Genomic DNA, 14,179 nt, shown 5'->3' on the forward strand with positions numbered 1-14,179 from the left:
ATCCTAACCTGAAATTAAGATCTTTCTTTTTTCAAACAAACGGCAGGCGTTATGATTTACCTACTGGCTTATTGGATTTCGGACCTCCTGGTTTCGTGTCTCCACTACTATTGGAAGTAGATGTTGTGCCTTGATTTGGCGTAGGATCTTTAATATCAATTTGATCCTTGTTCACTTTCTTGTCCATGGTATTAAAATTTGATTTCACCAAAGTTCTGTTGTATTGTAACTAATTGAATCCCAATAATTAACCAATGTTATATCCTCAGTTTTTAGGAGAAGAAGTTCAATGTATTTCGAGGGTTTTTTCCTTGCTATGAGGAAATAAGTTTACATCCGAAAAAAGTAAATAGCATTGATTATGATTGAGCGATTCATGAGCCAATTCTTAAGGAAAAGGGTACTTAAGAATTTCCTGAAGGTAGACCTGTCGCAGCAGGAAGAAGAGATATTTAATAGTTCAGTAGAAGGGAAGTACTGTCCTGCTTTAGTTAAAGGCACATATTGTGCAATTCTGGTCATTCCCGCGTTATTGTTTCTGGATGCTGGAATTATTGTTTCTGTATTGATCCCGGTCACCATGGTCGCAGGTACCGCATGGTTCTCAGTGTCTTTGGCCAGTATGAAGCGAAAATTTGAAGGGTTTGGGTTGGAATTGACCAGGAGTCTTTTCAGTGCCTTTGTCATTTCCCTGCTTATGCTATTATTAGTAACCGTATTCTCACTTACCAGGCCGTTTTGGGAATCATTCATTAATAATTTACCATATCAGTTTGAAGCTTCCCTGGCTTCAGCAGGAATGGGGATTGTTATTGTAGGGTATTTGCTTTATCAAATATTTCTGGGGTCATTAAAGTACGATATTAATGATGCCATGCTCACGGGGCAGAACGAGGCCGCCGAATTGTATTTCAAAAAGGCACTTTCGGTGCTACATAAAACCGCAGAAGGATTAAGAGAACACCGAAACTTGCAAGTGGCAAATTATTTAATTGGGATATGCTTTTTCGAAATTTTTGATCGAATGAAATTGACAGAGGAAGTCGAGAAGGCCAACAACCTGATCTTTCTTCCTGCGATGCCCCAACAAGAAGCTGATGTCATTGCGATGGATATGATTCGAAGATTCTTGACACTTTGTGATTTAACATCAGATGAAAAGGAACACAAACCCTACAGGGCGATCAGTGATGAATTGAAATGCCTTATGGACAATTCGGATGAAAACCAGGAGATGAAAGACATTAGGCTATCAGTGGTCTTTGAAGAAATGGCGGCATTGATGGAAGATAAAGGGGAGTCCCTTTTCAAAAAGGCATAGATAGAATAAGTGATGATAACCGATCTACGAGAATATCTGGTCCCAATTGATCAAAGTAGCCGTAAGTATGCCCGGCAAGCGATAACTTCTGATATTCAGACAGTTCATATCAAAGATGTATTAGATGATCATCAGCAATTTTTGGAATGGATGGATCAGTGTTTCGAAAAGTATCTGGATTTTGATACGTATGATAGCTTCTTGTTTATTGACAGAAAAGTAAAAGAGCTTGACCCAACCGTCTATCACACTTTTAAAGAAGATTGGAACAATCTGTGGGGTAGCCCTAACGAGTATAAAAATTTCTGGCTTTCCAGAGTTGAAGACATGAAGTTGTTAGAACTCATACGTGACTTTCAACCTTTTCGAAAGAGAGGATGTTTCACATATAATTGTATTAGAAGTGAAAATGACTTTTGGAAAATTCAAGAAAATGGCAATCCTTTATTTGAACAACAAGTTGAGGATATTAGGAGTAAACCGAGACAATACACGGAAATCCCTGTTTCTTATCGTAGAAATGATGATTTTCTAAAACTGTTGGCCTGGGTAGCCGAGTTGACTTTCAAGCGACCTATTCGTCACCCTAAAATTCAATTGACCTGTCATATGATGCGGACTTATGTGCAACAAGGATTTGATTCGAATCCCGCGCCGGAAGGAGTCCATCGGGATGGAGCTAATTACATAGTCTCTGGCTTGGTACTGAATCGGAAGAATGTTGTTGGAGGTACAAGTACAGTTTATTTGGCAGATGGGAAGACGCAAGTGTTCTCGAGACAATTGAACCCTGGAGAAGGATTATTTCAAGCAGATGAAGAAAACTTGTACTGGCATTCGGTTTCAAGTATCAAGAAAATAAATGTAGAGGAGGAAGCATATCGGTCCATCATTGGTTTCGATATGGTTTTTAAAAATTAATCTGTGATGAGTTTGCCCAAAATTTTCATTAGTTACTCAGAGTCTTCTAAGGAAGATGCCGAAACGCTACAAGAGCAAGTCATTAAAATTGGAAGTGACTATGTCACATGTACTAGTAATGACAGATCAACTAATTCGATTTCAAGAGATAGGTTGCAACATGAGATGAGCGATATATCAGTTTTAATCTTATTGGTATCAAAAGATAGCCTTAGCTCCGAGTGGTTTCGTGTGGAGTTTTCGGTAGCCATTGATCAAATGTGGGAGAGGCAGATTTATCTCATGCCTGTTTATTTAGAAGATATTGTAGGTCAGTCATATCCCACTTTCTTTAACTATTTTGAATTTGTTGACGCAAGGGTTAACTCTGATTTTGAATATACGGCCAGAAAAGCAATTGATTTAGCTTGTAGGGAAGAAGGCCCCCCTCTTCCAGCCGATTTTTTTAAGGGAAAACACAACCTTCATTCCTATCAGGGTACATCTACGGAGGCTTCCAATAAGAAAATGTTGGAGGTGTATGACGATAGGTTAACCAAACTCATTGATAGTACCATGTCTGGTGTGGAGAAACGATTGAGCGAGGTGATCAACGCTATAGCTGCAAAGGAACATGTACTATCACCTATTACCATCAAGTTCAGAGAACAAACGGTACATAAACATGTCTGGGTTCTGACCAGGTTTTTATATAATGATTTGAATGTTGAGGAAATTATTGATGGAGTCAACGCTAATTTAAAGGAGAGCAGAAAATATGTTTATTTTATTCCCAAAGCCTCAGATTTAGCAATTGATAGGGCTCGGGAATATGCGGAGCTGCCTGGTAAAAAGGAGTTTGAAGGGCTGTATAAATTCATAGAGATTGATGAAGATCTAGTAATGCCTTTTGAAGAACTAGTGATCTATGACCCTATGGAGTCCCCAAGAACCTGGGGTTATGTGCAGTATTCTTTCCAAAATGACAACCAAGTAGAAGACTTGTTTTTAAGGCTGGATAAAAGCCTATTAACTGAACTCGTTGCTAAACTGAAAAGCAGCTACAAAGAACCAGTAATGAAATTTATGTTTCCAGATAAACTTGTTGCAGATGAAGAACCTACAATTAAGAAATAAAAACTCACGTGTAATTCATAATCGATTTGATCCTGTCTACATCATTTTGGACAAGGCAATTTCCGATGGCATGTTTCGCCCAAAGAAGAATGGTATGATTATACCAATTCCACAATCTGACGAAGAGATGTTATTGGATAACATTTTGAAACATAGATGGATTGCATGGGTAAACATAGCGTTGGCGATTTTCATGTATTTCTTAGGCCTTGATTATATCCTGTATCAATCCAGTTTTGATGTGAGTATCGTCGTGACAGGTTTATTGGCACCTGCAATGATTACAGGAGCTGCATGGTTCAGTGTTTCATTTGGAGGAATACCTTCTAACTACATTAATAGTGCGCTTTTGATTACTAGCTGTATGTTTTTGTCTTTCTCTTTAAGCATGACTTTATTGGTGGTAATCTTATGTGCCATTGTCCATATTTCGATATCCCTGTTGATCATCATTCCGATTTACCTTGCATTATATGTGGCTTGCATACTGTATGACAATACTGATGGGTTAAAGATTGGATTAGATGAAACCCAACTAAAGTATTCTCGCGCGATGCTCAATTTTCATCGCAAAAGAGGCTTGATCAGTGAATTGGAGACGCAGAAACTGTATTTCAATTCGGAAAATGTAACGGATTTGAGTAGAGAAACGGAAAAAGATGATTTTGTATCGGCTATTTCCAATAGTGTCAGAAGCAAAGCTGAAAGCCTTGAGGAAGAGAGAAAACTCTTTGTTGCCAATGACTTAATTGCCGATTGTTTGACAGAGCTTTTCAAGCTAGTAGATATTATCGAGAAGTACCAGTTAGTATACAAAGAGGTAATGCAGTTTAGTTTAGATGCGTCTTTGGAGCGAGATCAAGCATTAGTGGACAAGAAGTCTTTAGAACTGGTAGAATCTTTTTCAGGTGCACTTACCGAAATCAACGGAATTCCTCAAATCGAATTGCAAAGAATTGATAAGGATGTAAAGAAATTATCAAAATTATTAACTCACACTGATGTTGAGCAACACTTGATTGATCATCAGTTTGCCAAGATATTTAAAAATGTAGTGGTCATTATTGATCATAATAAGTATCAATTCATGAAGAATTTGAGAGACGAAGTATTGGATCAAACTACACTTTAAAAGCTGTCAGGTAGTTCGAAATTTCCAAAATTCATCCAATCGGTCTGAGAGGTATCTGCTTCGCATCCCAGGTTTTCGAGTGTTTTCACTAATTCAAACTTAGAGGATACATCATTAGATAAGGTAATAACATGTTTACCTTCAATATCTGTAAATAGCGAAGGATTACCTACCTTGATGAAGATGGTTGTGTTAGGATTTCGACCATAAGCCATGCCTGCTTCAAAGATCACATTTGGCCTGGCCTGCAGACGTATATTTTGTTCTTCAAGGGAGTCATTTGAATTCAGAAAGTTGGGATTTAATCGTACTTCATCATCTGGCGTCAAGAGCACTAAAAAGATAGTCGCTTCTTTGAATGCTGTGTCCAGGATTTCAGTAGTCAAAGGAGCGGATTTCTTTATGGTATCGAGATAACTACTCCAGTCCTTGTAGTTTATTTTTAATTTATTGAGAAGGATAGCCAATTGCTTTTTAATGCCGTCATTCCTTCCGTGGATAAGAAAAATCGAGTGATTTTGAGAGATGGAGTTTTCTGCGAACAGCCCTTGGAAGTCCATCAATGAATTGAGCCACAGTCGGAGAAGATTCTCTGTATGGACCCAGAGATCATTAATGTGATTGAAATGCTCTTTAGAACTGAATATTTCAGGTACATGTTTCATGGGTGCACAGGTGACTACAGCATATAGTTTACCAATCAAGTCCAGTTTAAAGAAACCCTTGCTTTTCTTATGAATTAACGAAATAGAATCACTGGATGTCTCAAGCTTGAAATGATCCATATGGAATTCACTATTGTTGATTTTGTTTAGAAATTCTGATTTCAAGTAGGTTATTGTGTCCATTTCCTTACGTGTGATAAGGCTAGAAAACTAGTTTGATAACGACACTATTTTATCCCCAAAAACAATGATAAATGGCTAGTCAATATAGGCTAAGCACCATTTCATTTTTAAGTGTGATTTAATTGGCTATCCCAGTTCATAGGTTTGTCTCGTTAAGATTAATTGTATTTTATTATGATAGATGAAGAAGTAGGATTTAGTGACATCACATGGAGCGTTTGGGATGAGGATAATGATGAGCCCAAGAGCAGGGTTTGTATCGTTTTCACGGGAGGTACAATTGGGATGGTCCCTGAAAATCCCAATAATCCCAATATCAAAAAAATGAAACCCGCTGAATTGGAAGACTTGATGAAGGTCGTTCCGGAACTTGGAAAGGCGGATCAGATAAGGCTAGGTATGATATCCTTCGATGATCTGGTGGATTCTTCTGATGTTACAGCAAGGCATTGGATGGCGATGGCTAATATCATTGATATGTATTACCAAAAATTTGATGGTTTTGTCATTTTACATGGTACGGATACGATGGCTTTTACCACCTCCGCTTTGTCATTTATGCTCAATAACCTGGCCAAGCCTGTTGTCGTAACTGGGTCACAATTGCCAATTACTGATCCTCGAACCGATGCAGTTCAGAACCTGGTGAGTGCAGTAAAGATTGCAGGGTATAAAGCAACTGGTCAACCCCTCATTCCGGAGGTGTCATTGTGTTTTCGAGACCACTTGTTAAGAGGTAATAGAAGTACGAAATTTAGTTCTTCTGGATTTCGGGGGTTTATGAGCCCCAATTTTCCTGCTCTTGGGAAACTTGGGGAACATATAGATATTGATGAGAATGTGATCTTGAAGCCAGTTAATAATGAAGAAAGGAAATTCTTTGCTACAAAAAAATTAGACAAGGACATCAAGGTAATTCCTGTAAATCCTAATATTACTCCACAACAATTAGAAAGAGACCTCAAAACAAAAGGGATTGATGGGGTAATCTTATTGACCTATGGTACGGGAAATATGCAGACTTCACCAGAATTCATTGAGGTCATCGAAACTGCAGTTAAAGGAGGAGAAGGGTATGCGAAACCAATTCCTGTTTTGAATGTAACACAATGCTCGGAAGGGACGGTGGAAATGGGGCTTTATGAAGCAAGTAGTGGTTTACTGGAAGCAGGAGTTTCAAGCGGACTTGATCTCACCTATGAAGCAGCGCTGATCAAACTCAATTGGGCCCTAACAAGGTATAAAGATATAGAGGAAGCAAAAGCACAATTACAATTTTCTGTACGTGGCGAACAATCAAAAAACCTTCATGATATTAAATGGACCAAAGTAGAATACCATGATTCTTCAGATGACAAGGTTATCCTTACAAATGGCAAGTCAATTCCTGGTAAATATCAGTCAGATAGGTTGAATAGCGCGATTTTAAGAATTCAGGGAATGGAGATCGAGCCGGCAAATGATCAGGCATTTGAGGTTAGGATATTTATCAATGAACCCAATGCAGATGTGGATACACCAGTTCAATCGGCCGAGTTTGTGAAATCTATTTCAGACCTTGAAGAGATAAGTGAAAACTCGAATCTGGTTTGTGATGCATCTAATACAGCCAAAACAGTGATAGATACCGGTGGTACTGTGTCCGTGACCATTGTAGCTATTGGGGCAAAAGTAAAATGCCGGTCTATTTTCCTAAGTCTTTACACTGATTCTCATTGATATGAGTAAGCCCGCAAAACCTATTAAGGAAGTTGAAGATAACTTGGTTGAAGAGACCGATGTAAAACCATCTGAAACCGGCTCTTCGATAGACGAAAACTATGAATTATCCTCTTTTGAGAAAGAGTATAGAAGAGTTAGAGCACTTTTTGATCAGGGATGGGATAATTCTTCAAAATACATAGAGTGTGCTGAAGAATGCCAAAATCTTCTTAAAAGGCTGATAATCAACATAATTGATAAAAATCATAGAAAGCTATCAAGAAATAAAAGTTATCGCCCAAAATTTGATGATATTCATGGTGATCCTGACAAAAATATCAATTTGGAAGATCAGGAATTGAGAAAAATCTGTGAATTGATAGATGATCCATCAGTCAATTATTTCAAGTTAGCCGGGGAGAATTATGAAACTCATTCTCCGCTGCTAAAGTCTTACAAGTTTGCTGAAGTTGCTGGGTTGATTGATTATTGTTTACTTCCAAATACCTCAGATATTGGACGGAAATTGGCAGTACAACAAATTTTAAATGCCATTACAGCATTGTTGTTAGCTCGCCGTAAAGATTTGCAGATACAGCCCTTTCACTTACTCGCTAATTATGAACACCTTAGGTTAGAGGCCCATAGGATCGAACTGAATCATAGGAATATAAATGACGACAAAAGCGTAATGGACTATGTTTTTGTTGATCGAGAAGAGAAGAGCGAGACGCGTGTTTTTCAATATTTGAAATTACGTGGTATGCTCATCAATACATCTGATAAAAGTCGAAACATCGCTTTTAAAGTTGAAACTTTTAATAACATTTTATCCACGATTTTTCACGGTGTAGAAGATGTGTTAAAGACAGTTGTGTCAGATGATTTCAAAAAAGAGAATAGTGGAAAAAAAGCACAAGAGGTAATTGCTCAAATGCCCAAAAATATTATTCTGAATGCTGGATATCTGAGTGGGCTAAGTTTCGGATGGACAATGCATGAAATTATTCAGCAAGAGAATGAGAGATTGGATTTGATTGAAAAAATTGAAAAGTGGTGTGACTTTGACTCTGACGTTGGTTTCGGAAAGTTAGAACTGATTAAGGATAATATCCCAGCTGATTTTGAAGAGTCTCCAGAGAAAACTTTCGAAATAAAACTGTCAGATAATTTTGTGGTTTATAAAAGGGGAAATGATGATGTAAACCTCTGTAGTTTCATAGCAGGTTATATTCAAGGTGTGCTAGAAAAAGTAGTACAGTTACCTTTAAAGATTAAACATAAGCCAAAATTGAACCATTGTGAACAGTTCCAGCCGGGACAGAATTACTGCATTTTTTTGATTGAAACTGATATGGAGAAAATGAAATCCATAAAAAGTGAAGTAAATGAAAAGTACAAGTATGAATTAACTCCAAATCCCGTTTTTCAGGAACGAATCAAATGAGTGAAAGAGATGAAAATAAGTTATTAAACTTCCTTGATACGGTAAGTACATTAAGTGGTGATTTGATCGAACACTATAAGTCTTTAATTTCTACTGCTGTAGAATTATTAGAGCAATCAGAAGAAAACTTGGATGCGGTCGTCAACAAGATTGCTCAAAAACTAGGACAACCATATGAGGGCCAAATACTCAATATGTTGAATTCTATTGAGACTACTGTGGAAGAAAGTGCTCCTGAAGAAAAACTTATTGTCTCTGAAGTCAGACCATTCATTGTGCATGGGCATGATTCTGCAGCCTTGTTTGAATTGAAGGACCTCCTTCAAAATGATTTTGGTTTTCAAGAGCCGATTTCGCTACAACAGCAGGCTCCAGGTGGCAAGACCCTAATAGAACTTTTCGAAGATTACGCATCAAAAGCGACAGTTGTTTTTGTCCTTTTGACTGGAGATGATCCATGTCTGGATGAGTCGGGTGAGGAAATACTTTTACCTCGACAGAATGTGACTTTCGAATTTGGATATTTTGTTGGAGCATTGGGACGGCTCAGTGGAAAAGTAATTGTCTTACGAAAAGGCAAGGTAAAAATGCCCTCAGATGTGAAAGGCTGGCGATACATCGATGTGACTAATGGTATAAAGGCGGCCTACGCGGAGATCAAAAATGCCCTTACGCAGACTACCATTATCAAATAGCTTCTACTCCAACACCAGGTCCCAGTCCTTCCAAACGGGTTCATAGCCTTGTTTCAGCAGGAGTTCGCTGATTTCTTCGGGAGTTCTTTCGTCGGAGATCTCAAATTGTTCCAGGGATTGAGGTTCTACTGAATAGCCTCCAGGATTAGTTTTGGATCCCGCACTCATCGAGGTAATGCCCAGTTTAAGGACATTATTCCTGAAAACTTCCGTTTCTCGGGTAGACAAGGAAAGCTCCACTTCCTGGTCAAAGAGGCGGTAGGCACAGATCAATTGCACCAGGTCACGGTCAGTCATTTCTACTTTCGGTTCCAGACCTCCCGAAAAGGGACGCAACCTGGGGAAGGAAATCGAGTATTTCGTCTGCCAGTAGGTTCGTTCCAGATAATCCAAATGCAGGGCAACGAAGAAGCTGTCCACTCGCCAGTCTTCCAGGCCGTACAAAGCGCCGAGGCCCATTTTGTGGATGCCAGCTTTGCCTAAACGATCAGGGGTTTCCAGTCGATAATCGAAATTGGATTTCTTGCCTTTAGGATGATGCTTTTTGTAATCGGCCTTGTGGTAAGTTTCCTGATAGACCAATACGGCATGTAATCCGAGGGGGATCAATTCCTCATATTCATGCTGATCCAACGGCTGTACTTCCATGCTCACATTGGCAAAATGCGAGCGGATTTGTTTGATGGCATTGGCCAGGTAGGGGACGCCTACCGTACGGTTCGCTTCTCCGGTGACCAACAGTACATGTTGGAATCCCATGGCTTTGATGGCGGCTGTTTCCGCCAGTATTTCCTTATCAGAAAGGGTCTTTCTACGGATCTTATTGTCCAGGCTAAAGCCACAATAGGTGCAAATGTTCTGGCACTCATTGGACAAGTAGAAAGGCGCATACAACTGGATTGTATTTCCAAACCTTTGAAGGGTAAGCTGCTGACTCAATTGTGCCATGTCTTCCAGGTATGGAGTGGCCGCTGGGGAGATCAGCGCTTTGAAATCTTCGAGATCACGGGCGGGACTAGTCAATGCACGTTCTACATCCGCAGCAGTTTTACCATAAATGGATTCCTTTTCCAGGTCCCAGGAATGGCGATCGAATATGTCCTTGAAGCTACTCACTCAGAAAAGAAGTTAATGGACTACTAGCCACCGCATGAACCACCGGAGAGGCCAGTTTGGCTTCATAGGCCATACGACCTGCTTCTACCGCCATTTTGAAGGCAATGGCCATTTCTACGGGATTTTCTGATACAGCAATGGCCGTATTGACCAGTACGGCATCCGCACCAATTTCCATGGCTTTGGCTGCATCAGAAGGCGCGCCTATGCCCGCATCTACGACGACCGGTACTTTGGCTTGTTCAATGATGATTTCCAGGAAATCGATCGTTTTTAGGCCTTTATTGCTGCCTATAGGGGACCCCAATGGCATGACCGCTGCCGTTCCGGCTTCTTCGAGTCTTTTGCACAATACCGGATCTGCATGGATGTAAGGCATCACCACAAAACCCAGTTTTGCCAATTCTTCGGTCGCTTTCAAGGTTTCCACAGGATCTGGCATCAGGTACTTAGGGTCTGGATGAATTTCGAGTTTAATGAAATTGGTTTCCAGGGCTTCCCGGGCCAATTGTGCTGCAAATACAGCCTCCTTTGCAGAGCGAACACCAGAAGTATTGGGCAGTAAATTGATCCGCGGGTGGTTCAATTGGTCGAGTAGTAAGTCTTCCTTGTTGTTGACCTCCACACGTTTCAGGGCAACGGTGACCAATTCGGATGCTGAAGCTTCCAAAGCGGTTTTCATCAGCTGATTGTTGCTGAATTTACCCGTACCGGTGAAAAGGCGGGATTTGAAAGTTTTATTACCTACGATTAATTCGTTCATAAATTCATCATGGTTTGAGGGGCAGGAATGTCTGGAGCCAGTCGTTGTAAGGCATTGTTCACAATTGCTTCTTTGTCCTCCGCCTTATTGATCAGGGAGGCTACAGCGATGCCATAAACTCCGGCATCCAGCAGGTCATTGATATCTTTTAGCTGAACACTGCCAATAGCTATAATTGGCAACTTATTTCCTTCTGATTTGGCATGACCGATCAGGTGTCGGTAGCCTTCTATGCCCAACACCGGACTCAACTGCGCTTTCGTGGAGGTATATCGCAAAGGACCCAGACCAATGTAATTCACCCCGCTTTTATTAAGTCTGCGGATGTCTTCCAGTGTATTGGCTGTTCCGCCTATGATTATATCCTCACCGAGGATTTCACGGGCTTCTGCTGGTGGCATATCCTTCTTTCCAATATGAACGCCATCGGCTTCTACTGCCGCAGCGATTTTCACATGGTCATTTAGGATGAAAGTAGCCTGAAATTCATTGCAGATCTGTCGCACATCTGAAGCAATAGCCTTCACTTCCTTTTTGGGAAGGTCTTTCAATCGCAACTGTACCCAACGAACCCCAGCTTCACATGCTTCGGTGATCAATGTAGCGTGATCTTTTTCAGGTAAGTCTTGTGAGATATAATGCAACCGGGAAATCATGCCTGATTGATTAATTTTTGATATTGTGTCAGTCGATCAGATACCTTAGTTTGTTGCCAGATACTTCCGAGTACAGCAGCGCCTTTAAATCCAAGGGCTTTTGTGCTTGATACATTATACACAGATATGCCGCCTAAAGCGAAAATCGGGAAGTGAGGCGTCTTTAATAGGAAGGCTTTCAGGGATTCAATGGAAAAACGGGCCTGATAATCGGACTTTGATAAACTGTCGAAAATAGGGCTGAGGAAACCATAATTCAGCGTTTGTGAACAAGCCTGAATCTCTTCAAATGCATGAAAAGACCAGGAAACATGTTTTCCATGTGTGTCTTCCGGAGCGTTGCCGGTGCTTTTGATATGGTATCCGCCCAAATTCATTTCCTCAACTAGTTCGTGGTGTTCGTGTACAATGAGCCGATCCCGGAAATCAGTATCAATTTCCCGGATCAGCGTTTTGACTTGTGCTGCTGAAGCATGTGGTTTGCGTACATGAAGCTTCCTAAGACCTGCCTCCATTAAGGCATTGCAGGTGGTTGCTTCTTCGCTGACCGATCCTTCAGCAGTGATCACCACGATCTCGAAAGCTTTATTGGTCGATGTAGATTTCACCTCCCGTTTCCGCAAATTCGGCTGCTTTTTGCTTCATTCCTTCTTCAAGTGCTTGATCAGTAGTCAGCTCTTTCTCAGCAGCGTATTCTCTCACATCCTGAGTGATTTTCATCGAGCAGAAGTTTGGTCCACACATGCTGCAGAAGTGAGCCACTTTTGCACCCTCGGCAGGCAATGTCTCATCATGGAATTCACGTGCCGTATCCGGATCAAGAGAAAGGTTGAACTGATCTTCCCATCGGAATTCAAATCGAGCTTTGCTCAGCGCATTGTCCCGGTATTGGGCACCAGGATGTCCTTTACCCAGGTCCGCGGCATGTGCCGCAATCTTGTAGGTAATTACACCATCCTTCACATCTTTCTTATTGGGTAATCCCAGGTGCTCCTTTGGTGTCACGTAGCACAACATCGCACAACCGTACCATCCGATCATGGCGGCGCCGATTCCTGAAGTGATGTGATCGTATCCGGGAGCAATATCAGTGGTCAATGGCCCGAGCGTGTAGAAAGGTGCCTCATCACACGCTTCCAATTGCTTTTCCATGTTTTCTTTGATCATGTGCATGGGCACGTGACCGGGACCCTCGATCATCACCTGTACATCGTGTTTCCAGGCGATCTTGGTCAATTCTCCCAAAGTCTCCAATTCCGCAAACTGCGCTTTGTCATTGGCATCCGCTAAAGAACCAGGACGCAAGCCATCTCCTAATGAAAAGGAAACGTCATAGGCCTTCATGATTTCGCAGATCTCTTCAAAATGGGTATATAGGAAGCTTTCTTTGTGATGTGCCAGACACCATTTGGCCATGATGGAGCCACCACGTGAGACTATTCCTGTTACGCGCTTGGCCGTCAAAGGAATGTATGGTAAACGGACACCCGCATGAATCGTGAAGTAATCCACGCCTTGTTCAGCTTGTTCAATTAAGGTGTCTCGGAAAATTTCCCAGGTGAGGTCTTCGGCCTTACCATTAACTTTTTCCAATGCCTGGTAGATAGGCACGGTTCCGATTGGTACGGGGCTGTTTCTTAAAATCCATTCACGGGTCTCGTGGATATTTTTTCCAGTAGACAGGTCCATGATGGTATCCGCACCCCAATGGCACGCCCACACGGCTTTTTCTACTTCCTCTTCAATGCTGGAAGTAACCGCAGAGTTTCCAATGTTCGCATTGATCTTCACTAGGAAATTACGACCAATGATCATTGGCTCAGATTCCGGGTGATTGATGTTCGCTGGGATGATCGCACGACCTTTTGCAACCTCTTCACGGACAAATTCGGCGGTGATTTTCTCCTTAGGCGTATTCGCCCCAAAGTTTTCACCCGGATGCTGCTCATTCAGGTGATTCCATTCTTCAATTTTTTGATTCTCACGGATCGCGATATACTCCATCTCCGGGGTAATGATGCCTTGTTTGGCATAGTGCATCTGCGTCACGTTTTTACCCGCTTGTGCTTTTTTAGGCTTGGCCAGGTGTTTGAATCGCAAAGCATCCAGTGAACTATCATTGAGCCTTTCCTGGCCATACTGAGAAGTGATCCCTTCTAGTTTTTCTATATCACCACGACCATCAATCCATTCTTCACGTAGCTTGGGTAACCCTTGCTTCACATCAATATCTACATTAGGATCTGTGTAAGGTCCACTGGTATCGTATACTGTCACAGCGGGGTTTTGCTCCACCGGTGCAGAAGGATTAAACTTGAGTTTGGTATCGTTTAGCGTGATTTCCCGCATGGCCACTTTGATGTCATGGATTTCTCCAGAGACATACACTTTTTTGGAAGCCGGGAATGGATCACGGGTGATCACATCAGCTGCTGGAATTTTGTCCGTTCTACTCATAGAATT

The 14,179-nt window shown here is 41.3% G+C and carries 14 protein-coding genes; 7 read left to right on the plus strand and 7 right to left on the minus strand.

Going from position 1 to position 14,179, the window contains the following annotated elements:
- Positions 1-49: 49 nt before the first annotated feature.
- Positions 50-187, minus strand: coding sequence for a hypothetical protein (locus R8G66_04730; protein ID MDW3191641.1), 138 nt, complete (start codon positions 185-187; stop codon positions 50-52).
- Between the two features lie 189 nt (positions 188-376).
- On the opposite strand from R8G66_04730, the gene R8G66_04735 reads away from it, so the two are divergent.
- The 4 genes from R8G66_04735 to R8G66_04750 are packed head-to-tail and all read left to right on the plus strand — an operon-like array spanning position 377 to position 4,490.
- Positions 377-1,321, plus strand: a complete 945-nt coding sequence (locus R8G66_04735) for a hypothetical protein (GenBank protein MDW3191642.1) — start codon at positions 377-379, stop codon at positions 1,319-1,321.
- 12 nt (positions 1,322-1,333) lie between these two features.
- Positions 1,334-2,242, plus strand: coding sequence for a 2OG-Fe dioxygenase family protein (locus R8G66_04740; GenBank protein ID MDW3191643.1), 909 nt, complete (start codon positions 1,334-1,336; stop codon positions 2,240-2,242).
- Positions 2,243-2,248: 6 nt separating this feature from the next.
- Positions 2,249-3,358, plus strand: coding sequence for a toll/interleukin-1 receptor domain-containing protein (locus R8G66_04745; protein MDW3191644.1), 1,110 nt, complete (start codon positions 2,249-2,251; stop codon positions 3,356-3,358).
- Complete coding sequence (locus tag R8G66_04750) at positions 3,333-4,490, plus strand: hypothetical protein (protein MDW3191645.1); 1,158 nt, start codon at positions 3,333-3,335, stop codon at positions 4,488-4,490. Before R8G66_04745 ends, R8G66_04750 begins: the two co-directional genes overlap by 26 nt.
- On the opposite strand, the gene R8G66_04755 is transcribed toward R8G66_04750, so the two are convergent.
- A complete protein-coding gene (locus R8G66_04755) occupies positions 4,487-5,338 on the minus strand; it encodes a nucleotide-binding protein (protein ID MDW3191646.1) in 852 nt (283 codons plus the stop codon). The two genes, R8G66_04750 and R8G66_04755, sit on opposite strands and share 4 nt — an antisense overlap.
- 174 nt (positions 5,339-5,512) lie before the next feature.
- Here R8G66_04755 and R8G66_04760 point away from each other — a divergent pair, with 174 nt between their 5' ends.
- From R8G66_04760 to R8G66_04770, 3 genes are read left to right on the plus strand one after another with little or no spacing between them, the layout of a single operon-like run.
- Complete coding sequence (locus tag R8G66_04760) at positions 5,513-7,057, plus strand: asparaginase (protein MDW3191647.1); 1,545 nt, start codon at positions 5,513-5,515, stop codon at positions 7,055-7,057.
- 1 nt (position 7,058) lies between these two features.
- Entirely contained in the window at positions 7,059-8,486 is a 1,428-nt protein-coding gene (locus R8G66_04765; GenBank protein MDW3191648.1) for a hypothetical protein, read from the plus strand.
- Positions 8,483-9,181: a nucleotide-binding protein gene (locus tag R8G66_04770; protein ID MDW3191649.1), complete on the plus strand. Its 699-nt coding sequence runs from the start codon at positions 8,483-8,485 to the stop codon at positions 9,179-9,181. Before R8G66_04765 ends, R8G66_04770 begins: the two co-directional genes overlap by 4 nt.
- A 3-nt stretch (positions 9,182-9,184) precedes the next feature.
- Here R8G66_04770 and thiH read toward each other — a convergent pair whose 3' ends face one another.
- From thiH to thiC, 5 genes are read right to left on the minus strand one after another with little or no spacing between them, the layout of a single operon-like run.
- Positions 9,185-10,297 (minus strand): 2-iminoacetate synthase ThiH, encoded by a 1,113-nt coding sequence (gene thiH / locus R8G66_04775; GenBank protein ID MDW3191650.1) that lies wholly within the window; start codon positions 10,295-10,297, stop codon positions 9,185-9,187.
- The gene (locus tag R8G66_04780) at positions 10,290-11,060 is read right to left on the minus strand and encodes a thiazole synthase (protein ID MDW3191651.1); all 771 of its coding nucleotides are present in this window, start codon (positions 11,058-11,060) and stop codon (positions 10,290-10,292) included. Before R8G66_04780 ends, thiH begins: the two co-directional genes overlap by 8 nt.
- On the minus strand, positions 11,057-11,716 hold the full coding sequence (locus R8G66_04785; protein ID MDW3191652.1) for a thiamine phosphate synthase: 660 nt from the start codon (positions 11,714-11,716) through the stop codon (positions 11,057-11,059). The genes R8G66_04780 and R8G66_04785 overlap by 4 nt, the downstream gene beginning before the upstream one ends.
- On the minus strand, positions 11,713-12,324 hold the full coding sequence (locus R8G66_04790; protein MDW3191653.1) for a thiamine phosphate synthase: 612 nt from the start codon (positions 12,322-12,324) through the stop codon (positions 11,713-11,715). Before R8G66_04790 ends, R8G66_04785 begins: the two co-directional genes overlap by 4 nt.
- Positions 12,302-14,173 (minus strand): phosphomethylpyrimidine synthase ThiC, encoded by a 1,872-nt coding sequence (gene thiC, locus R8G66_04795; GenBank protein MDW3191654.1) that lies wholly within the window; start codon positions 14,171-14,173, stop codon positions 12,302-12,304. Before thiC ends, R8G66_04790 begins: the two co-directional genes overlap by 23 nt.
- Between the last annotated feature and the right edge of the window lie 6 nt (positions 14,174-14,179).

The sequence above is a fragment of the Cytophagales bacterium genome (assembly GCA_033344775.1).
Classification (GTDB): domain Bacteria; phylum Bacteroidota; class Bacteroidia; order Cytophagales; family Cyclobacteriaceae; genus JAWPMT01.